Below are 18,280 nucleotides of genomic sequence, written 5' to 3' on the forward strand. Positions count from 1 at the left end.
TCGACACCCCGTGGCGGCCCCGCCCGGGGCCCACGGCCCCACGGACGGTGGAGCATCAGGAGGAGGCAGTCGCCTGCTCGGGAGCGGCCTCGGCCGGGGCCGCCTCGACGGCAGCGGCGGCTTCGGTCGCGTCGGCGGCGGCGGTCTCGGAGCCGGCGAGCAGCTCCTTCTCCCACTCGGCCAGCGGCTCGTCGGCGGCGACGCCCGGCTCCGGCTTCGTGTCGGCCGAAGCACCGTTGCGGCTGGAGCGCTGCATCAGACCGGCGGCCGCGGCCTCGGCGACGACCTTGGTCAGCAGCGCGGCGGACCGGATGGCGTCGTCGTTGCCCGGGATCGGGTAGTCGACCTCGTCCGGGTCGCAGTTGGTGTCCAGGATCGCGACGACCGGGATGTTCAGCTTCCGAGCCTCGCCGACGGCGATGTGCTCCTTCTTCGTGTCGACGATCCATACGATGCTCGGCACCTTGGCCATGTCGCGGATACCGCCGAGGGTCTTCTCGAGCTTGTCCTTCTCGCGGGTCAGCGTCAGGATCTCGCGCTTGGTGAGACCTTCGAAGCCGCCGGTCTGCTCCCGCGACTCGAGCTCCTTCAGGCGGAGAAGACGCTTGTGCACCGTCTGGAAGTTGGTCAGCATGCCGCCGAGCCAGCGCTGGTTCACGTAGGGCATGCCCACGCGCGAGGCTTCGGCCGCGATGGCTTCCTGAGCCTGCTTCTTCGTGCCGACGAACATGATGGTGCCGCCGTGCGCGACGGTTTCCTTGATGAACTCGTACGCACGGTCGATGTAGGTCAGCGTCTGCTGCAGGTCGATGATGTAGATGCCGTTGCGCTCGGTGAAGATGTAGCGCTTCATCTTCGGGTTCCACCGGCGGGTCTGGTGCCCGAAGTGCACGCCGCTGTCGAGCAGCTGCTTCATGGTGACGACGGCCATTGCCGGAATCACACCTCTTCTGTGTAGTGCGCGCTCGCGGTGCTGCCGCGGACGCGCTGCTCGGTTTGTCGCTCCCGGCCGGGTGGCCGTTCGCCCTGGTGCCCGTGCCGGTGCCCGGACCCCGGGAGCAGAGGACTCCCAGGGACCGCCGGACCCCGTGCGCCCGCCCGGCTGCTTCCAGACCGGGGAACGCGCACGTGCACGCGAAGTCAGCCCGCTGAAACGGACCGCGCAGAAGATTCTACCCCCTCCCACCACCCCCTCCCCCACCGGCGGCCACTGGGCGACGCAGTTGTCCACATCGGGTCCGGTTATCCACAGATTCGGCTTCGGCCCCCCACGGAGCACCGGGCTGCCGCACGCTGGACCCATGGAGTCGATCATGCGGATCCGGCGGCGGGCGCCGGGGTGGTTGGTGGGCACGATCGCGCTGGTCACGGCACTTTCCGGAGCGCTCTCAGGAGGGGTGGTGGCAGGTGGCGACGTGAGCGTTCGAGCACCGGGAGCGGCGGCTGGGGGAGGCGAGGTGCTGGCAACGACGAGGCTGGGGATAGGTGTGGCCCGAACAGGTGAATCCCGGCCACCGCGAGCGGAGCCTTGGACGGGCGGCTTGGCACCGCCGGCACCAAGCGCGCAGCTTCCGGCGCCTGGAGCAGCCGGGCATCGGGCGAGCAGCTTGGCCTCATCACCGCCCGGCTACCAGCTCACCGAGCCGACGCCGACGAGGTCTTGGGCGAGCAACGTGGCCGCAGTCCCAGCGGAGCCGGCCCGGCACCAGGCAGCGGCGGCGGAGCCTCGGGCAGGCGACCTCGTCCCGCCCGCGGCGGAGCCGGCCTGGTGGCCGATCGAGGCGACATCACCCGAGTCTCAAGCGAGTTGGCTCGCAAACACCGCACGCCCGTCGTCGGTTCAGCGCGCAACCTCCCTTACGGCCGCGCAGGCGCCGGCCGTGTCGCTTGAGGCCGCGCTGGGGCCAGCCGCTTCCCTCGATGCCGCCCTGGGGCCGACCGTTTCCCTGGGGGCCGCGCACGCGCCGGCCGTTTCCCTGGGGCCCACGCACGCGCCGGCCGTTTCCCTCGGGGCTGCGCCGGGGCCGGCCGTGCCGTGGGCGGTCGCGCTCATGGCGACCCCGGCCTTGCCGCCGTCCGATGGGGCTGGCCCCGGGGCAGACCATCTCCTCACCCCACGGCAACCGCGGCTCGCCTGGCCACTGTCACCCGTTCCGGTGATCACAAAGTATTTCGACGCCCCGGAAACGCCCTTCGGTCCCGGCCATCGCGGACTGGACTTGGCCGCCGTGCCCGGGCAGGACGTGCTGGCCGCCGATGCGGGCGTCGTCGTGTTCGCCGGTTCCGTGGGTGGGCGGCCCGTGCTCTCCGTCGACCACGATGGCGGGCTGCGGACCACCTACGAGCCCGTCGTGCCGAAGGTAGCCGTGGGCGAACAGGTCTACCGAGGCCAAGTGCTCGGCACCGTCCTCGCCGGGCATCCCGGCTGCACGGTGGCAGCGTGCCTGCACTGGGGTGTGCGGCGGGGCGAGGAGTACGTCGATCCCCTCGCGCTGACCGGCGAGGTGGGCGAATACCGGCTCAAGCCGTGGGGAGGTGGTCGGTGATCAGGCGCCGGTCTGCTCGACCAGCTTGGCGCGCAGCCGCATGACCGCCCGCGTGTGCAGCTGGCTCACCCGCGACTCCGTGACCCCGAGGACCTTGCCGATCTCGGCGAGGGTCAGGCTTTCGAAGTAGTAGAGGCTGACCACGATCTTGTCCCGCTCGGTCAGCTGCGCGATCGCCTGGGCGAGCTGGCGGCGGTTGTCCTGGTCGACGAGCACCGCGACCGGGTCGACGGCGTCGTCGTCGGGCAGCGTGTCGACCAGCGAGCCGCTGTCCTTGCCCGCGGCCACCAGGTCCTCCAGCGCGACGACGCTGGTGAGCTGCAGCTGGCCGTAGAAGTCGCGCAGGTCGTCGAGGCCGATGCCGAGTTCGGCGGCGAGCTCCGCGTCGGTCGGGGTGCGGTGCAGGCGGGCGCCGAGGCGCTCCATCGCGCGTTCGGCTTCCTTGGCCTTGCTGCGCACCGCGCGCGGCACCCAGTCCTGCGAACGGAGGTCGTCGAGGATCGCGCCGCGGATGCGCTGCATCGCGTACGTCTCGAAGCGCAGGCCGCGCTCGGGGTCGAACTTCTCGATCGCGTCCACGAGCCCGAAGATGCCCGACTGCACGAGGTCACCGACGTCGATGTGGGTGGGCAGCCCGGTGCCGACCCGGCCGGCGACGTACTTGACGAGCGGGGCGTAGTGCAGCACGAGCCGATCGCGCGACGCCTGGTCCGGGCTGTCGGCGAACTGCTGCCACAGAGCCGCGATTCCGGCGTCGACGTCGTAGCCGGCCCGGGTCTCCTCGGGCGCGGCAGCCTCACCGTGAGTGGTCACTCCGGCGGCTTCGGTCACGTGCGGGCCTGCGGTCATTGCACCGTCGTTCTCGGCATGCGGCTCAGTGTCGTCTCCGTGCTCGTGCGGATGCGCGTGCGCCGCCGGGCCGGCTGGTGACAACCCCGGCGAGGCTCCCCCGGCCGCCTCAGGCCCTGGGGTGCGCTCGGTCATGGATCGCTTTCAACCGGTCGACGGTCACATGAGTGTAGAGCTGCGTCGTGGCAAGCGTAGCGTGACCAAGCAGTTCCTGAACGCTCCTGAGATCGGCACCCCCTTCGAGCAGATGCGTCGCGGCGGAATGCCGCAGGCCGTGCGGCCCCATGTCGGGGGTTCCGGGCACTGCCGTGACGGCGTCGTGCACGACGCGCCGCACCGCGCGCGGGTCGACGCGTTTTCCCCGGACACCGAGGAAAAGGGCGGCCTCGGCGCCCTCACCACCGCTTTCGGCGAGGATCTTCGGCCGCCCCTCGTCGATCCAGTCCGCGAGCGCCGCCGCCGCCGGGACGCCGAACGGGACGACGCGTTCCTTGCCGCCCTTGCCCAGCACCATCACGACACGACGGGAGAAGTCGGCCCCGCCGACGTCCAGCCCGCACAACTCGGACACCCGGATGCCGGTGGCGTAGAGCAGCTCGACGATCGCGCGATCACGCAGGGCGACGGGATCACGTTGCGCCGCGCCGGCGGCCGACGCCTGCATGACATCCCCCGCCTGCCCGGCACGCAGCACCCCCGGCAGGGTGCGGTGCGCTCGCGGCGCCGCGAGCCGGCCGCCCGGGTCCGTGGCCAGGACGCCGGTGCGGTGCGCCCAGGCGGTGAACGTCCGCGCCGAGGCGGCCCGCCGGGCGAGCGTCGTCCGGCTCGCCCCGCCGGACTGCTGGGCGGCGAGCCACGCGCGCAGCCGGGCGAGGTCCAGCTCCGCGACCTCGCCGCCACTGTCCACGACGAAGCCCAGCAGCGACACCGCATCGCCGACGTACGCGCGGACGGTGTGCGCGGACAGGCCGCGTTCGAGCCCGAGGTGCCGTTCATAGGCGGTGACGACGGTCCGCACGGGCTCGGGCAACGCGGCCCGCAGCGCGCGCAGGTCGGGACGGCGGGCCTGTCCGGAGCGTGGTGGCGGCATGATGTCACGCTGCGCGAACAACCGCCTTCGGTCAAGGATCGCCACGCAGCCCCACCGGACCGGCCGAACGCCGTCGACGATTTCTCCCGGATTTCGTCGTGGTCACGCGCTTTCCTTCCGTCGTCGCCAGCCGGCTTCCCCGCGGACGGCGAATCCGTCGATTTCCAGTTCGGGCAGCAACGCCCGCACCCGCCGCAACGGGAGGCCGGATTCGGCCGCGATCTCGGCGTCGGACCGGTCGGCGCGCACGGCCAGTGCCTCGAAGGCACGCAGCGCGTCGGGCCCCAGCCGGTCGGTGCGCCGTTTCGGCCGGCCCGAAACGGTGTTCTCGGCGACGCCGAAACGTCCGACGGTCTCGAGGACTTCGTCGACGGTCGAGACCAGCGTCGCTTTGGCGTCGCGGATCAGTTCGTGACAGCCGATGGACATCCCCGACGTAACCGGTCCGGGCAGGGCCATCACGACCTTGCCGAGGGCGCCGGCGGTACTGGCGGTGTTGCGGGCGCCGCTACGCCGTCCCGCCTCGACGACCAGGGTGCCCTCGGTGAGAGCGGCGATGAGCCGGTTGCGGACGAGGAAGCGGTGCCGCCCTGGCGGGGTGCCGGGCGGGTATTCGCTGATGACGGCGCCGCCGGAGCGGACGATCCGGTTCAGCAGCCCGACGTGCCCCGCCGGATAGCCGGCATCGACAGCGCATCCCAACACCGCGACGGTGACGCCCTCGGCGGCGAGCGTGCCGCGGTGCGCTGCGCCATCGATGCCGTAGGCGGCACCCGAGAAGACGGGCACGTTCCGTCCGGCCAGCCCGTAGGCGAACTCGGCGGCGTGGTGTTCGCCGTAGTCGGTCGCAGCACGAGCACCGACAATGGCCACGGCCCGATCGGCCGCGGCGCCGAGCGCAACATCGCCGGCAACCCACAAGGCCAAGGGCGGCACGGCTTCGGCAACGCCTCGCCGGGCCGCTTGGTCCAGGGCGAGCAGCGGCCAGGCCGGCCACTCGTCGTCTTCGGGTACGACCAGCCGAGCGCCGGCCGCGGCGGCTCGGGTGAAGTCCTGGCTGACGAGGTCGTAGTCCCGTCGCGCCTCGGTCGCCTTGAACACTTCGTCCGGGCAATCGCCACGCCGGACCCGCGCGGCCGCCGCTACCGGCCCGTGCTCGGCAACGAACGCGACGAGGGCGGCCGCCGGTGGCTCGGCCACCCGCAGCAGGTACGCGCGAGCGCGCCGCAGCTCATCGGCACTCATGCCACCACCTGCTTCCGAACGCTCACCATCGGGGCCGGCGCGTGATCGCCGGTGAATGCAGTGCCGGCCGACGCCGGTGGCTCGAGGGCCTGTTCCTGGAAAGCCACCAGCCCAAGCTCAGCGATGACGGCGGCCATAGCGGGCGTCGGTGGCTCGGCGATCCGCAGCGGGCAGAAATGCCCCTGAGCGACCTGTCCGTGCACGAGGGCGAAGGCGACCGCCGATGGCTCGGCCACCCACTCTCGAAAAGCGACCCGACCGCACTCGGAAACGGAGACGACCATGGTGGGCGTCGGTGGCCCGGCCGGCTGAGCCGGGGAGGGGTCGGGCAGAGGCAGCTTGGCGGGGCTCATGCCGCCACTCGCTCTCGGAAAGCCAATGCCGCGCCGACTTGTTCGGGGCCTGGGCGGGGCTCGGCGTCCAGGTCGGCCAGCGTCCAGGCTATTCGCAAGCAACGGTCGGCTCCTCGGCCGCTCAAGGCGCCTCGGTTCATGGCTCTGTCCAGCAGGGTCGTTGCCTCCGCCGGCAGGGCGAACTGACGACGGAGTGCTGGGCCGGGCACCTCCGAGTTGGACAGCCAGCCGTGCTCGCTCCAGCGGTGTGCCGCGCGCTCGCGCGCCGCGAGGACGCGCTGGCGCACCGCTTCCGATGGCTCCGCCGCGCCGGTGTCGTGCGCGCTGATCGCGCTCAGCGGGCGCAAGCGGACCCTCAGGTCGACGCGATCGAGCAGGGGTCCGGAAAGCTTGGTGAGGTAGCGGCGGCGGGCATTCGGCGAGCAGACGCAGTCCGAATCCTTCGGCGGCGCGCACGCGCACGGGTTGGTCGCGAGGACCAGCTGGAACCGCGCGGGGTAGGTGATCGATCCCTTGACCCGGGAAATGCGCACCTCGCCCTCTTCGAGGACCGTGCGGAGCGACTCGAGGCACTGGCCGCCGAACTCACATACCTCGTCGAGGAACAACACCCCTCGGTGTGCCCGGCTGATCGCGCCCGGTGAGGCGGTCCCGCTGCCTCCGCCGATCAGCGCCGGCACGGAGATCGAATAGTGCGGGGCGACGAACGGCGGGACGGTGATCAGCGGCGAGGACTTCGACAGCGAACCGTCGACCGAGTGGACCGCGGTGACCTCCAACGACTCCTCCGGCGTCAGCTGCGGGAGGAGTCCGGGCAGCCGCTTCGCCAGCATCGTCTTGCCCACTCCGGGTGGTCCGGTGAGGAGGAGGTGGTGACCACCCGCCGCGGCGACCTCCAGGGCCCAGCGGGCCTCCGGCTGGCCGACGACGTCCGCGAGGTCCGGCACCTCCGGCGGTGTCACCGGGCCCGGCGGCTCCGGGCGGGCCAGCTCGGCTTCGCGATTCAGCCATGCCACGAAATCCCGCAAGTGCGGCGCGCCCGCGACTTCGATGCCGTCCACGAGTGCGGCCTCGACGAGGGAGTCCGTCGGCACGACGGCTCGTCCGTAACCGGCCGCCCGGGCTGCCAGCAGGCCCGGGAGGATGCCGCGGACCGCGCGGATCCGGCCGTCCAAGGCGAGTTCGCCGAGCAACACCGTGCCGAGCAGCCGGGTGGCCGGGACCGCCCCCGATGCCGCGAGCACCGCCGCGGCAATGCCCAGGTCGAACGCGGACCCCATCTTCGGCAGGTTGGCCGGGGACAGGCCGAGGGTGACCTTGCCGTCGGGCCAGGGCTGCCCGGAATTGCGGACGGCGGAGCGGACGCGGTCCTTCGCCTCGCGCAACCCGGCGTCGGGCAGGCCCACGAGGGTGATCCGGCTCAGCCCGCCACCGAGGTCGGCCTCGATCTCGATCACCCGGCCGTTGATGCCGAGGAGGCCCGCGGACCAGGCTTTGGCGATGGGCATCAGAACGCCGCCTCGATGTGCTGCAGCCGGGGACGGGTGCCCGGTTCCGCGAGGATCGTGACCACGTCGTAGCGCACGGGGCACCAGCCGAGGCGGAACTCACGGAGCCAGCGCTGGGCGGCTCGGCGGACCCGGCCCGCCTTCTCCTCGGTGACCGTTTCGGTGGGGAGGCCGAATTCGGTGCCGGAGCGGGTTTTCACCTCGCAGACGATGATCCGGGTGCGATCGGTGAAGACGAGGTCCAGCTCGCCTTCGCGGCAGCGCCAGTTGCGGGCCAGCAGGACTAGGCCGCGGTCCCGGAGGTAGCCGAGGGCGATGTCCTCGCCCCAGGCACCCAGGTCGCGGCGGTGTCTTGCGAGCTCGTCGGTGCCCGTCATCGTGTTCGCCCCCTCGTCGGTTCGCTCCCGTCACCGGGGCGGTCCCGGCGATCACGGTGCGTGTGCGTTCGACGATGCCAGCGTGCGGACGGGGCTCACCAGACCCGGATCGCGCAGCTGTGGACAACCGGGGTGTTGGGGACAACTGGTCCACGGATCGAGCTCGAACGGCCCGGAGCGTCGGTGGGGTGTGTTAACGACGAGGCCGCGAAAAGAACCGCGCCGGCTCGTCCAGCGAGCCGGCGCGGTCGTTCGGAAGCGGGATCAACCCGAGAACGGGCCGTCTTCGGGGAGGCGGAGGTCCGGCTTGTCCAGCTCCTCCACGTTGACGTCCTTGAACGTGATGACGCGGACGTGCTTGACGAAGCGGGCCGGGCGGTACATGTCCCAGACCCACGCGTCGGACATGCGGACCTCGAAGTACACCTCGCCGCCGCCGTCACGCACCTGGACGTCCACCGCGTTCGCCAGGTAAAACCGCCGCTCGGTCTCCACCACGTACGAGAACTGGCCCACTATGTCGCGGTACTCGCGGTACAGCGAGAGTTCCATCTCGGTCTCGTACTTCTCGAGATCCTCTGCGCTCATGAAATCCGCGCCCCTCCTCGGGATCGTGCTGCTGCTCCGCCGGCGGAGCGTTCATTGTGACCCACACCCGCGGCCGGGGCATGCAGCGGCAGGCTGAGTTGTGGCTCTAATGCCTCGTCGAGGACCGCGGCCAGGCCGGCCGCGCCGGGCGTTTCCATGGCCTTTTCCAGCGCCGCGTACGTCAGCAGGACCGGCCGCGCCGGGCGCAGGCCGTGCTTGACGGCCACCGTGGCCACGTTCGTGTACGACCAGCGGTGGACGTCGCTGGGCCCGTGCTCCCGCAGCGCCGCCAGGTGGTCGGACGTGCTGTACCCCTTGTGCACGTCGAACCCGTAGTGCGGGAAGTCGTCGTGGTAGCCCGCCATGATGCGGTCTCGCGTCACCTTCGCCAGCACGGACGCGGCCGCGATGCAGGCCACCGAACGGTCGCCCTTGATGACCGCCGTGTTCGGGGCCGTCAGACCCGGGACGCGGAACCCGTCGGTGAGGACGTAACCCGGCTGCACGCGCAGGGCCGCCGCGGCGCGGCGCATGCCCTCGAGGTTCATCACCCGGATGCCGTAGAGGTCGACCTCTTCGGTCGGGATGACGATCACCGAGTAGTCGACGGCCCGGGCGAGGACCAGGTCGTAGACCCGGTCCCGTGCCTTGGCCGTCATCATCTTCGAGTCCGTCAGCTCGGTGAGCCTCGCCGCGTCGCCCTGCTTCAGCACGCAGGCCGCGACCACCAGCGGCCCCGCGCACGCCCCGGCGCCGGCTTCGTCCACGCCGGCGACCGGGCCGAGGCCGCGGCGGTCGAGTGCGCCCTGCAGACCCCAGAAGAGGTCGCCGCGCACCACGGCTCGCGGTGGCCGGATCGGCTCGGCCGCCGTCAGGGGAACGGGAAGTGTCAAGGCTGGATCACCCGTCTGCCGGCAAGGGTCGGGTGGCTAGGGTTTCCGCCCGGCCGCCCGGCGCAGTCCGGACTTGAGCTTGCGCCCCAGGAACAACGCCGGCCACGCCGCCGCGATCCCGGCACCCAGCGGGAGCCCGCTCTGCCAGGCCGGCGCACCCAGCGCCACCGGCTGCGCCGACTCCTGCGGGTTGTGATCGGTGATCCCGCCCCACCGGCTCGGCGGCAGGACGATGATCCGTGCCTTGCCGATGATGTTGTCCACCGGGACCGCGCCGTTCACGCCGCCGCCACCCTGGAACCGGGAGTCGTCGGAGTTGTTGCGGTTGTCGCCTTGGACCCAGACCATCCCGGCCGGCACCTTGACCGGCTCGAAGGTCTTCTGCTCCTGGTTCGCCGGGTCATCCCAGTAGATGTACGGCTCGTCGAGCGCCTTGCCGTCCACGATCATGCGGCCACGGGGGTCGCAGCACTGGACGGTCTGCCCGCCGACCGCAATCACCCGCTTGACGAAGTCCCGCTCGTCCGGCGGGGCGAACCCGACCAGCGAGCCGAGGCCACGCAAGCCTTGGACGACGATGTTGCTCGACTCCTGCGGCGCGATCTCGTTGTTGATCCACGCCGGCGGCCCCTTGAACACGATCACGTCGCCCGGCGAAGGCTCGGTGAAGTCGTAAGTGACCCGGTCGACCAAGATCCGGTCTCCGGTGCACCCGGGACACCCGTGCAGGGTGGCCTCCATCGATCCCGACGGGATCATGAAGACCTTGGCGAGGAATGTCTGGATCAGGATCGTGAGCACCAGGGCGATCACGAGCAGGATCGGCAGTTCCTTCCAGAACGACCGTTTCTTGGCGGGCTTGGCTCGCCGCCGGCGGGATCCCCCGCGCTCCTCGGATCGGGACAGCCGGGGCTTGTCCTCCTCGGAGCGATCGGGGTCATCCTCGGGAGCGTTCTGGGACACGGGTTCGGCCACGTTGTCAGGCTACCGGTAACCGCGTTGCCGCTTACTTGGCCGAGGCCGTCTCGCGGTTCTCGCGGCGCTCCTTGATCTTGGCCTTCTTGCCGCGCAGGTCGCGCAGGTAGTACAGCTTCGCGCGCCGCACGTCACCGCGCTTGTGGACCTCGACCTCGGCGATGTTCGGCGAGTGCACCGGGAAGGTGCGCTCCACGCCGACGCCGAAGGAGACCTTGCGAACGGTGAAGGTCTCCCGGATGCCGCCGCCCTGACGGCGGATCACGACGCCCTGGAAGACCTGGTTGCGCTCGCGGTTGCCCTCGATGACGCGGACGTGCACCTTGAGCGTGTCGCCCGGGCGGAAGTCCGGGATGTCGGAACGCAGCGACTGCTTGTCCAGCGCGTCCAGGGTGTTCATCGGTGGTCCGTCCTCGTCTTCGGTATGGCTTGCGTACAGATCCCGGGCGCGCAACGGTGCCGCTGCGGGCGACCCGGGGGGCTGATGGCGGGCTCATGGACGACGAGGTCCACTCACGCCAACCTGTCAAGTATTACAGACCGGGTCACCGGTCAAGTAACCGGCCCCTTGGCCCGCTCGGGGTCCAAGCCCTCCAGGACCCCGCGATCGTGCTTGTCGAGACTACCTTCCGGCAGCGCCGCCAGGAGATCGGGGCGGCGCCGGGCCGTGCGTTCGAGAGCCTGGTCACGCCGCCAGCGGTCGATCAGCGCGTGGTTGCCCGACCGCAGCACGTCCGGCACGGCCAGGTCCCGCCACACCTCCGGGCGCGTGTAGCTGGGCCCTTCGAGCAGGCCGTCGGAGAACGAGTCCTCGGCGGCCGAACGCGCGTTGCCGAGCACGCCGGGCAGCAGCCGGACGACGGCCTCGACGATGACCAGCACCGCCGCCTCGCCGCCGACCAGGACGTAGTCGCCGATCGACACCTCGTCGACCGGCATCCGGCGGGCCGCGTCGTCGACGACCCGCTGGTCGATGCCCTCGTAGCGGCCGCAGGCGAACACCAGGTGCTGCTCCGCCGCGTAGGCGTGCGCCAGTTCCTGGGTGAACGGGCGCCCGGCGGGCGTCGGGACGACGAGCCGCGTCTCAGGACGGCAGACGTCGTCCAGCGCCGGGCCCCAGATCTGCGGCTTCATGACCATGCCGGGGCCGCCGCCGTAGGGTGCGTCGTCGACCGCCCGGTGCACGTCGTGCGTCCAGTCCCGCAGGTCGTGCACACCGACCTCGATGAGGCCGCGGTCGATCGCCCGGCCCAGCAGCGCGGCGCGCAGCGGGTCGAGGTACTCGGGGAAGATCGTGACGACGTCGATGCGCACCCGGTCACCAGTTCCAGTACTCGGTGGCCACAGCGTGCCAGGGGACGTCCACCTGCTGGTCGATCGTGAAGGCCATGCCGAGCCCCTTCGCGATCCTGATGTCCCGGCGCACGGTCTCGCGCAGGGGTGAGCCGACGGGCAGGTCCTGGTCGGACGACCAGCTCTCGCTCTGCTTGACGCAGGTCCGCGCACCGAACTTCGCCGAGCTGCACGGCGCGGGCGCGCCCCAGGTCTGTTCGTGCCGGAACCGGAAGGAGCGGCCGCTGCTCTGCTCGGTGACGGTCCCCTCGGCGACGAGCCGGTAGTCCGAGGACGGCACGGTCCAGCGCACGTAGTGCTGCCGTCCGCCGTCCGAAGGGATTGCTGTGCAGGCACCGCCCCGGCAGAGCGATTCGCTGGTCACGCGCTCGGTGTAGTAAGTGCCGTTGTCGCCCCAGCCGTCGATCAGTACCCAGTCACCCGATCGAAGGAAATGTTCCGCGAACGACGGCGGCCAGGAGACCGGGTCGCCCCAGGAGATCTGCGACTCGGTGGCCGACTGCGGCGACCACGCCCACTGGTACGCCTTCTCCCCCGGCGGCGCGTACTGGCCCGCGCTGCGCCGGAACATCAGCGAGAAGTCGCCGTAGACAGGGCTCGCCGCCTGGGCGGGCGGGGCGAAGACGACGACGAGAAGCGCGGCCGCGAACACGGCCTTCCAGCGCCTCATTCGTCCAGGAGCCCTTCCGGCGGGTCGAGGACGACCCGGCCGCCGGCGACGTCCACGGTCGGGACGATCGCGCGGACGAACGGTACGAGCACCTCGCGGCCCTCGACGTCGAGCTCCAGGAGCTCACCCGCCGGCGAGTGGACGACCTCGACGACCGTGCCCACGACCGTGCCGTCGGTCAGCTCGGCCCGCAGGCCGGCGAGCTCGTGGTCGTAGAACTCGTCGGGGTCCTCGGTCGGCGGCAGCGTGGCCGTGTCGGCCAGGAGCAGCGCGCCCCGCAGCGTCTCGGCGACGTCGCGGGTCGGGACCTCCTCGAAACGCACCAGCAGCCGCCCGCTGTGTTCGCGGGCGGCTGCGATGGTGAGTTCCCTCTTGCTGCCGTCACGCAGCTTCGTCACGACGGCCGCACCGATCCTGAACCGCTCTTCCGGCGAATCCGTGCGCACGTCCACCGCGAGTTCCCCGCGGATGCCGTGCGCTTTCGCGATGCGGCCGACTACGACGTCCATCCTGACCGTTCCGACCCGGGCTCAGCGGTCGGTGTCGACGACGTCCACGCGGACGCCGCGGCCACCGATGCCGCCCATGACGGTGCGCAGTGCGGTCGCGGTGCGACCGCCCCGGCCGATCACCTTGCCGAGGTCATCGGGGTGCACGTGCACCTCGAGCGTGCGGCCACGGCGGGTGGTCAGCAGCTCGACCCGGACCTCGTCCGGGTTGTCGACGATCCCGCGCACCAGGTGCTCGAGGGAGTCCGCGAGGAAACTCACTCGGACTTCTCGCCCTCAGCGGCCTCCGCCTTCTCGGCCTCGGCCTTCTTCGGGGCGGACTTCTTCTTCGGCGTGGTGGCCTCGGTGGAGGGCTCCTCGCCGGCCGCGGCCAGCGCCGCGTTGAACAGGTCCTGCTTGGACGGCTTCGGCTCGGCCACCTTCAGGGTGCCCTCGGCGCCCGGCAGACCCTTGAACTTCTGCCAGTCACCGGTGATCTCCAGCAGGCGCTGGACCGGCTCGGTCGGCTGCGCGCCGACACCCAGCCAGTACTGGGCGCGCTCGGAGACGACCTCGATCAGGCTCGGCTCTTCCTTCGGGTGGTACTTGCCGATCGTCTCGATGGCCTTGCCGTCCCGGCGGTTGCGCGCGTCGGCGACGATGATGCGGTAGTACGGCGCACGGATCTTGCCGAGGCGCTGCAGCTTGATCTTGACGGCCACGGGTGTGGGTTCTCCTCGAATCTCTCTGGTGCTGGGCTGGGCGCACGCGGGCCGAGTGGGGACACGGACGCGGGCACCCGAAGGTCAGGAGCTTTCGCACGGTGAGAGGGTCCGGCGGAAGCAGGCAGTGCACCATTCTGCCAGACGGCGCTCCCGGGACCCGAAACAGGCCTAGAAAGAGGCCACCCCGAGCGCCCCGAGCAGGATGGTCAGCGCCGGCAGGAAGTTGTTCACCTGGTGCGCGACGATACTGCCCGGCAGGCGGCCGGTGACCAGCCGCACCAAGCCGATCGGCACCGCGATGACCAGCAGCAACGTCGTCCGGAGTGGCTCGAGGTGGCTGGCCGCGAACACCGCGGTGGACAGCAGGAACGCCGCGACGCGGCCCCAGCGCTCGCTGCGCCACTGCAGCTGTTCCGCCGCACCCCAGAGCAGGCCGCGGTAGATGATCTCCTCGCAGATCGGGCCGAGCAGCCAGAGGTAGACGAACATCACCAGGGCCGCCGAAACCGACATCCGGCGGTCCTCGACCAGCGAGCTGATCGCCGACGTGGCGTTCGCGTCGCCGACCAGCCGCGTCCACAGGTAGGCCGCGAGGGTCGTGAAGACGAGCCCGACGCAGCCGTACCGGAACCCGGTCTTCACGTCGGCCCAGCGCCACTCGAGCCGCAGGTCGGACACGGGGCCGTTGCCGCGGACAAAGGTGATCAGCACCGCGACACCGGCGGCGATCATCGTCGGCAGCATGGTGCCGAGCAGCACGACGCGCATCGGCAGCGGGCCGGGGCCGGTGTCGCCGACGAGGACGGACACGAAGGCCGCGGACGCCAGCAGCACGCCCTCGACGAGCAGGAACGCCCCGAAACCCCACCGGTGCCGCGGCGAGGGCGGCAGGAAGGCGGTCGCGGCGGGCTCCTCGGGTTCGGGGAACGGTGTCGCGTCGGGAGCCGGGTCCCGGGGCTGGGAAGTGGTCACGCCTTGCCCTCCGCGTCGCTCGGCTCCTGCGTCGAGCCTAGCCGCCGGGATGTGATCTCACAGTATCCGTCCAGCTACTGTCCATCGATCTTCGCAACGTTCAGTGCGCGACGAACAGCAGCACCGCGGGCGGCAGGTTGTTGGCCGCGTGGGCGATCACCCCGGCGCTCACCCGGCCCGAGAGGTACCGGGCCAGCCCCATCGCGATGCCCTGGCCGAACAGCGCGATGGTGCGGGTCGGCTCGCCGTGCAGCTGGGCGAACACGAGCGAGGTGAGCACGAGCACCGCCCACGGCGGGACCCGGTGGACCGACAGCGCGTTCCACAGCGTGCCGCGGACCAGCAGTTCCTCGGTGATCGGCGCGCCGGCGATGACGATCACCGCCGCGAGCACCAGCCACACCGTGTCGCCGTCGAAGGTGTCGGCGAGGTCGGTCAGCGGGCTGTCGGAGACGTCGTCGGCGCCGTAGACCGCGATCAGCATCAGGTTGAGCAGGTAGCCGACGACCAGCGCGAGCACCCCGCAGGCGAGGCCGATCCGGACGTCGCGCCAGGTCGGCACGAGACCGAAGTCGGTGCGCAGGCCCTGCCCCCACCGCCACGAGCCGGCCGCCGGGCCGAGGCCGAGCAGCAGGTTGGGCACGAACGCCAGCAGCAGGAGCGGGCCGATGTCGTGCAGCTCGAGGGGGTCGAACTCGCCTACGTTGCGGTTGACCGCCGCGGCGATGATCAGGTTGGCCAGGTAGTAGCCGGCGATGCCCGCGAAGAACGCCACGAAACACCAATGCGCCCCGAGCACGCGCCGTGCGCCGTCGTCGTCCGTCACGCACCCCACGCTAAAGTGCCCACCCCGCAAGGAAATCAGCGGGGGTCTAGGCGTACACGACGCCGCCGAGCACGACGTGCGAAGGATGCCGGAGGACGCCCAGGTCCTCGCGCGGATCGCTCGGGTACACGAGCAGGTCGGCGGGCGCGCCGTCGTCGAGGCCGGGGTGGCCGAGCCAGTCGCGGGCGGCCCAGGACGCGCTCGCGAGCGCCTGCTCGCGGGTCATGCCCGCGCGGTGGAGCGCCTCGATCTCGTCGACGAGCCTGCCGTGCTCGACCATGCCCCCGGCGTCGCTGCCCGCGAAGACGCGTACGCCGGCTTCGATGGCCGAAGCGACCATCTCGCCGACGCCGGCGTGCAACGCGCGCATGTGAGCCGCGTAGGCCGGGTACTTGCCCGCCTTGTCGGCGATGCCCGGGAAGTTCTCGATGTTGATCAGCGTCGGGACCAGCGCGACGTCGTGGCGCGCCAGCTCGGCCAGCTGATCGGCGCTCAGGCCGGTGCCGTGTTCGAGGCAGTCGATGCCGGACGCGATCAGCCCCGGCAACGCCGCTTCGCCGAACACGTGCGCGGTGACGCGGGCGCCGTGGTCGTGCGCCACTTTGACGGCTTCGGCCAGGACGTCGTCCGGCCACAGCGGCGCCAGGTCGCCCACGCCGCGGTCGATCCAGTCGCCGACGAGCTTGACCCAGCCGTCGCCGTCGCGGGCCTGCTCGGCGACGGCCTCCGGCAGTTGTGCGGCGTCGTCCAGCTCGATGCCGAGGCCGGGGATGTACCGCTTGGTGAGGGCGAGGTGCCGCCCGGCGCGGATGATCGTCGGCAGGTCCGCCCGCCGCTGCAGCGGCCGGACGTCGATCGGCAGGCCGCAGTCGCGGATGAGCAGCGTCCCGGCGTTCCGGTCGGTGATCGCCTGCTCGGCAGCTTCCGCCGGCGACACGGGGCCGCCGACACCGATGCCGGGGTGGCAGTGCGCGTCGACCAGGCCGGGCACGAGGAAGACGTCCCGGCCGAGGCTCTCGGCGTCCGGCACCGGCTCGAACGAGATCCGGCCGCCGGTGATCCACAGCTCCCCCGGCTCGCCGCCGGGCAGGATCACCCCGGCGGCGTGCAGCGTTTTCTCCAAAGCGCGGCTCAATTGTCCTTGGGGTTCTTCGGCAGCTTGAACTTCGTCGGGTCGAAGCCCGGGACGTCGTTCATGCCACCCAGCTGGGAGAGGTCGGGCATGCCGCCCGGCATCTGCCCGCCCGGGGGCAGCATCGGCATGCCGCCGGGGAAGCCGCCGCGGACCTTGGGCTGCGTCGGGCCGCGCCCGCCCTTCTTGCCCTTCTTGCCCTTGCGCTTGGAGCTGCCGCCCCCGCCACCGAAGCCGAACCGGCCGGCCATCTGGGCCATCATCTTGCGGGCCTCGAAGAACCGGTTGACCAGGTCGTTGACTTCGCGGACGGTGACGCCGGAGCCGTTGGCGATGCGCAGCCGCCGCGACCCGTTGATCATCTTCGGGTCTTCGCGCTCGGCCGGGGTCATGCCGCGGATGATCGCCTGCAGCTTGTCGAGGTGCTTGTCGTCGACCTGGGCGAGCTGGTCCTTCATCTGACCGGCGCCCGGGAGCATGCCGAGCAGGTTGCCGATCGGGCCCATCTTGCGGACCGCGAGCATCTGCTCGAGGAAGTCCTCCAGGGTGAGCTGGCCGCTGGAGAGCTTCTCGGCGGTCTTTTCCGCCTGCTTCTGGTCGAAGGCCTGCTCGGCCTGCTCGATCAGGGTGAGCACGTCACCCATGCCGAGGATCCGCGACGCCATCCGGTCCGGGTGGAAGGTGTCGAAGTCTTCGAGCTTCTCGCCGTTGGAGGCGAAGAGGATCGGCTGGCCGGTGACCTCGCGGACGCTCAGCGCGGCACCACCGCGGGCGTCGCCGTCGAGCTTGGTGAGCACGACACCGCTGAAGCCGACGCCGTCCTGGAACGCCTGGGCCGTGGTCACGGCGTCCTGGCCGATCATCGCGTCGACGACGAACAGGACCTCGTCCGGCTCGACCGCGTCGCGGATGTCCGCGGCCTGCTTCATCAGCTCTTCGTCGACACCCAGGCGGCCCGCGGTGTCGACCACGACGACGTCGTGCTGCGCGTGCTTCGCCTCGGCGATGGCGCGGCGGGCGACGTCGACCGGATCGCCGACGCCGTTGCCGGGCTCGGGCGCGAAGGTGACGACGCCGGCACGCTCGCCGACGACCTGCAGCTGCGTGACGGCGTTCGGGCGCTGGAGGTCACAGGCGACCAGCATCGGCGCGTGGCCCTGCTTCTTCAGCCACAGCGCGAGCTTGCCGGCGAGCGTCGTCTTACCGGCACCTTGCAGGCCGGCCAGCATGATCACGGTCGGCGGGGTCTTGGCCAGGTTGAGCCGGCGCGTCTCGCCGCCGAGGATCCCGACGAGCTCCTCGTTGACGATCTTGATGACCTGCTGCGCGGGGTTGAGCGCCTGCGAGACCTCGGCGCCCTTCGCCCGCTCCTTGATCTTCGCGATGAAGGTCTTGACCACGCCGAGGGCGACGTCGGCCTCCAGCAGCGCGATGCGGATCTCGCGCGCGGTGGCGTCGATGTCGGCGTCGGACAGCTTGCCCTTGCGCGTGAGCGTCTGCAGGGCGGCGGTGAGCCGATCGGACAGGGTGTCGAACACGGGTGTGCACGCTCCAGCTGGGTCGATGGTGGCGCGCCGGACTCGGCCGGCCATGTCGAGGGTAGTCGCTCCGGCTCCCTCGCTCGCGGGTATGCAGGCAATGCTAAATGTACGTTTAGCAGCGACACGCGACACTTTCGTGTGACGTCGGG

Annotated in this window: 21 protein-coding genes; 1 reads left to right on the forward strand and 20 read right to left on the reverse strand. The window is 71.2% G+C overall.

The annotated features are described in order from the left end of the window. Positions 1-55 precede the first annotated feature (55 nt). The gene (rpsB, locus tag ACFVYA_RS12985) at positions 56-931 is read right to left on the reverse strand and encodes a 30S ribosomal protein S2 (protein ID WP_285989257.1); all 876 of its coding nucleotides are present in this window, start codon (positions 929-931) and stop codon (positions 56-58) included. Positions 932-2,051: 1,120 nt separating this feature from the next. On the opposite strand from rpsB, the gene ACFVYA_RS12990 reads away from it, so the two are divergent. Next, positions 2,052-2,546 carry a M23 family metallopeptidase gene (locus ACFVYA_RS12990; RefSeq protein ID WP_387044861.1) on the forward strand — a complete coding sequence of 165 codons (495 nt, stop codon included), beginning with the start codon at positions 2,052-2,054 and terminating at the stop codon, positions 2,544-2,546. Here ACFVYA_RS12990 and ACFVYA_RS12995 read toward each other — a convergent pair whose 3' ends face one another. The 19 genes from ACFVYA_RS12995 to ffh all read right to left on the reverse strand — a co-directional run bounded on the left by ACFVYA_RS12995 (position 2,547) and on the right by ffh (position 18,128). Then, positions 2,547-3,395, reverse strand: a complete 849-nt coding sequence (locus ACFVYA_RS12995; RefSeq protein ID WP_285989256.1) for a FliA/WhiG family RNA polymerase sigma factor — start codon at positions 3,393-3,395, stop codon at positions 2,547-2,549. Between the two features lie 109 nt (positions 3,396-3,504). Next, positions 3,505-4,485 (reverse strand): tyrosine recombinase XerC, encoded by a 981-nt coding sequence (locus ACFVYA_RS13000; protein WP_387044807.1) that lies wholly within the window; start codon positions 4,483-4,485, stop codon positions 3,505-3,507. A 102-nt stretch (positions 4,486-4,587) separates the two neighbouring features. Next, the gene (dprA, locus tag ACFVYA_RS13005; RefSeq protein WP_387044808.1) at positions 4,588-5,730 is read right to left on the reverse strand and encodes a DNA-processing protein DprA; all 1,143 of its coding nucleotides are present in this window, start codon (positions 5,728-5,730) and stop codon (positions 4,588-4,590) included. Beyond that, positions 5,727-6,083 (reverse strand): hypothetical protein, encoded by a 357-nt coding sequence (locus ACFVYA_RS13010; RefSeq protein WP_387044809.1) that lies wholly within the window; start codon positions 6,081-6,083, stop codon positions 5,727-5,729. Before ACFVYA_RS13010 ends, dprA begins: the two co-directional genes overlap by 4 nt. Beyond that, positions 6,080-7,591, reverse strand: a complete 1,512-nt coding sequence (locus tag ACFVYA_RS13015) for a YifB family Mg chelatase-like AAA ATPase (protein ID WP_387044810.1) — start codon at positions 7,589-7,591, stop codon at positions 6,080-6,082. Before ACFVYA_RS13015 ends, ACFVYA_RS13010 begins: the two co-directional genes overlap by 4 nt. Next, complete coding sequence (locus ACFVYA_RS13020; RefSeq protein WP_285989251.1) at positions 7,591-7,968, reverse strand: YraN family protein; 378 nt, start codon at positions 7,966-7,968, stop codon at positions 7,591-7,593. Before ACFVYA_RS13020 ends, ACFVYA_RS13015 begins: the two co-directional genes overlap by 1 nt. Before the next feature lie 264 nt (positions 7,969-8,232). Further along, positions 8,233-8,556, reverse strand: a complete 324-nt coding sequence (locus ACFVYA_RS13025; protein ID WP_003096226.1) for a DUF2469 domain-containing protein — start codon at positions 8,554-8,556, stop codon at positions 8,233-8,235. Next, complete coding sequence (locus ACFVYA_RS13030; RefSeq protein WP_387044862.1) at positions 8,553-9,395, reverse strand: ribonuclease HII; 843 nt, start codon at positions 9,393-9,395, stop codon at positions 8,553-8,555. Before ACFVYA_RS13030 ends, ACFVYA_RS13025 begins: the two co-directional genes overlap by 4 nt. Before the next feature lie 90 nt (positions 9,396-9,485). Then, positions 9,486-10,424: a signal peptidase I gene (gene lepB / locus ACFVYA_RS13035; protein WP_285989250.1), complete on the reverse strand. Its 939-nt coding sequence runs from the start codon at positions 10,422-10,424 to the stop codon at positions 9,486-9,488. A 31-nt stretch (positions 10,425-10,455) separates the two neighbouring features. Further along, complete coding sequence (gene rplS / locus ACFVYA_RS13040; RefSeq protein ID WP_285989249.1) at positions 10,456-10,824, reverse strand: 50S ribosomal protein L19; 369 nt, start codon at positions 10,822-10,824, stop codon at positions 10,456-10,458. Positions 10,825-10,976: 152 nt separating this feature from the next. Beyond that, complete coding sequence (gene trmD / locus ACFVYA_RS13045; RefSeq protein ID WP_387044811.1) at positions 10,977-11,738, reverse strand: tRNA (guanosine(37)-N1)-methyltransferase TrmD; 762 nt, start codon at positions 11,736-11,738, stop codon at positions 10,977-10,979. A 4-nt stretch (positions 11,739-11,742) separates the two neighbouring features. Further along, on the reverse strand, positions 11,743-12,447 hold the full coding sequence (locus ACFVYA_RS13050) for a hypothetical protein (RefSeq protein ID WP_387044812.1): 705 nt from the start codon (positions 12,445-12,447) through the stop codon (positions 11,743-11,745). Continuing rightward, entirely contained in the window at positions 12,444-12,956 is a 513-nt protein-coding gene (rimM, locus tag ACFVYA_RS13055) for a ribosome maturation factor RimM (RefSeq protein ID WP_285989246.1), read from the reverse strand. Before rimM ends, ACFVYA_RS13050 begins: the two co-directional genes overlap by 4 nt. 21 nt (positions 12,957-12,977) lie before the next feature. Beyond that, positions 12,978-13,217: an RNA-binding protein gene (locus ACFVYA_RS13060; RefSeq protein ID WP_003103110.1), complete on the reverse strand. Its 240-nt coding sequence runs from the start codon at positions 13,215-13,217 to the stop codon at positions 12,978-12,980. Beyond that, entirely contained in the window at positions 13,214-13,657 is a 444-nt protein-coding gene (gene rpsP / locus ACFVYA_RS13065; RefSeq protein ID WP_387044813.1) for a 30S ribosomal protein S16, read from the reverse strand. The genes ACFVYA_RS13060 and rpsP overlap by 4 nt, the downstream gene beginning before the upstream one ends. A gap of 171 nt (positions 13,658-13,828) precedes the next feature. Beyond that, complete coding sequence (locus ACFVYA_RS13070; RefSeq protein WP_285989244.1) at positions 13,829-14,632, reverse strand: CPBP family intramembrane glutamic endopeptidase; 804 nt, start codon at positions 14,630-14,632, stop codon at positions 13,829-13,831. A gap of 100 nt (positions 14,633-14,732) precedes the next feature. Next, positions 14,733-15,458 (reverse strand): CPBP family intramembrane glutamic endopeptidase, encoded by a 726-nt coding sequence (locus tag ACFVYA_RS13075; RefSeq protein WP_285989243.1) that lies wholly within the window; start codon positions 15,456-15,458, stop codon positions 14,733-14,735. A 46-nt stretch (positions 15,459-15,504) separates the two neighbouring features. Continuing rightward, entirely contained in the window at positions 15,505-16,581 is a 1,077-nt protein-coding gene (locus ACFVYA_RS13080; protein WP_387044863.1) for an amidohydrolase family protein, read from the reverse strand. An 8-nt stretch (positions 16,582-16,589) separates the two neighbouring features. Continuing rightward, complete coding sequence (gene ffh / locus ACFVYA_RS13085; RefSeq protein WP_285989242.1) at positions 16,590-18,128, reverse strand: signal recognition particle protein; 1,539 nt, start codon at positions 18,126-18,128, stop codon at positions 16,590-16,592. Positions 18,129-18,280: the final 152 nt, after the last annotated feature.

Origin of the sequence: Amycolatopsis sp. NPDC058278 (assembly GCF_042881395.1) — a bacterium.
In the GTDB taxonomy this organism is placed as follows: domain Bacteria; phylum Actinomycetota; class Actinomycetes; order Mycobacteriales; family Pseudonocardiaceae; genus Amycolatopsis.

Excerpts from the sequence above, each read along its gene's own strand:
- rpsB (WP_285989257.1), bottom strand. The coding sequence starts at position 931 with ATGGCCGTCGTCACCATGAAGCAGCTGCTCGACAGCGGCGTGCACTTC.
- ACFVYA_RS12990 (WP_387044861.1), top strand. The coding sequence starts at position 2,052 with ATGGCGACCCCGGCCTTGCCGCCGTCCGATGGGGCTGGCCCCGGGGCA.
- ACFVYA_RS12995 (WP_285989256.1), bottom strand. The coding sequence starts at position 3,395 with ATGACCGCAGGCCCGCACGTGACCGAAGCCGCCGGAGTGACCACTCAC.
- ACFVYA_RS13000 (WP_387044807.1), bottom strand. The coding sequence starts at position 4,485 with ATGCCGCCACCACGCTCCGGACAGGCCCGCCGTCCCGACCTGCGCGCG.
- dprA (WP_387044808.1), bottom strand. The coding sequence starts at position 5,730 with ATGAGTGCCGATGAGCTGCGGCGCGCTCGCGCGTACCTGCTGCGGGTG.
- ACFVYA_RS13010 (WP_387044809.1), bottom strand. The coding sequence starts at position 6,083 with ATGAGCCCCGCCAAGCTGCCTCTGCCCGACCCCTCCCCGGCTCAGCCG.
- ACFVYA_RS13015 (WP_387044810.1), bottom strand. The coding sequence starts at position 7,591 with ATGCCCATCGCCAAAGCCTGGTCCGCGGGCCTCCTCGGCATCAACGGC.
- ACFVYA_RS13020 (WP_285989251.1), bottom strand. The coding sequence starts at position 7,968 with ATGACGGGCACCGACGAGCTCGCAAGACACCGCCGCGACCTGGGTGCC.
- ACFVYA_RS13025 (WP_003096226.1), bottom strand. The coding sequence starts at position 8,556 with ATGAGCGCAGAGGATCTCGAGAAGTACGAGACCGAGATGGAACTCTCG.
- rplS (WP_285989249.1), bottom strand. The coding sequence starts at position 10,824 with ATGAACACCCTGGACGCGCTGGACAAGCAGTCGCTGCGTTCCGACATC.
- ACFVYA_RS13050 (WP_387044812.1), bottom strand. The coding sequence starts at position 12,447 with ATGAGGCGCTGGAAGGCCGTGTTCGCGGCCGCGCTTCTCGTCGTCGTC.
- rimM (WP_285989246.1), bottom strand. The coding sequence starts at position 12,956 with ATGGACGTCGTAGTCGGCCGCATCGCGAAAGCGCACGGCATCCGCGGG.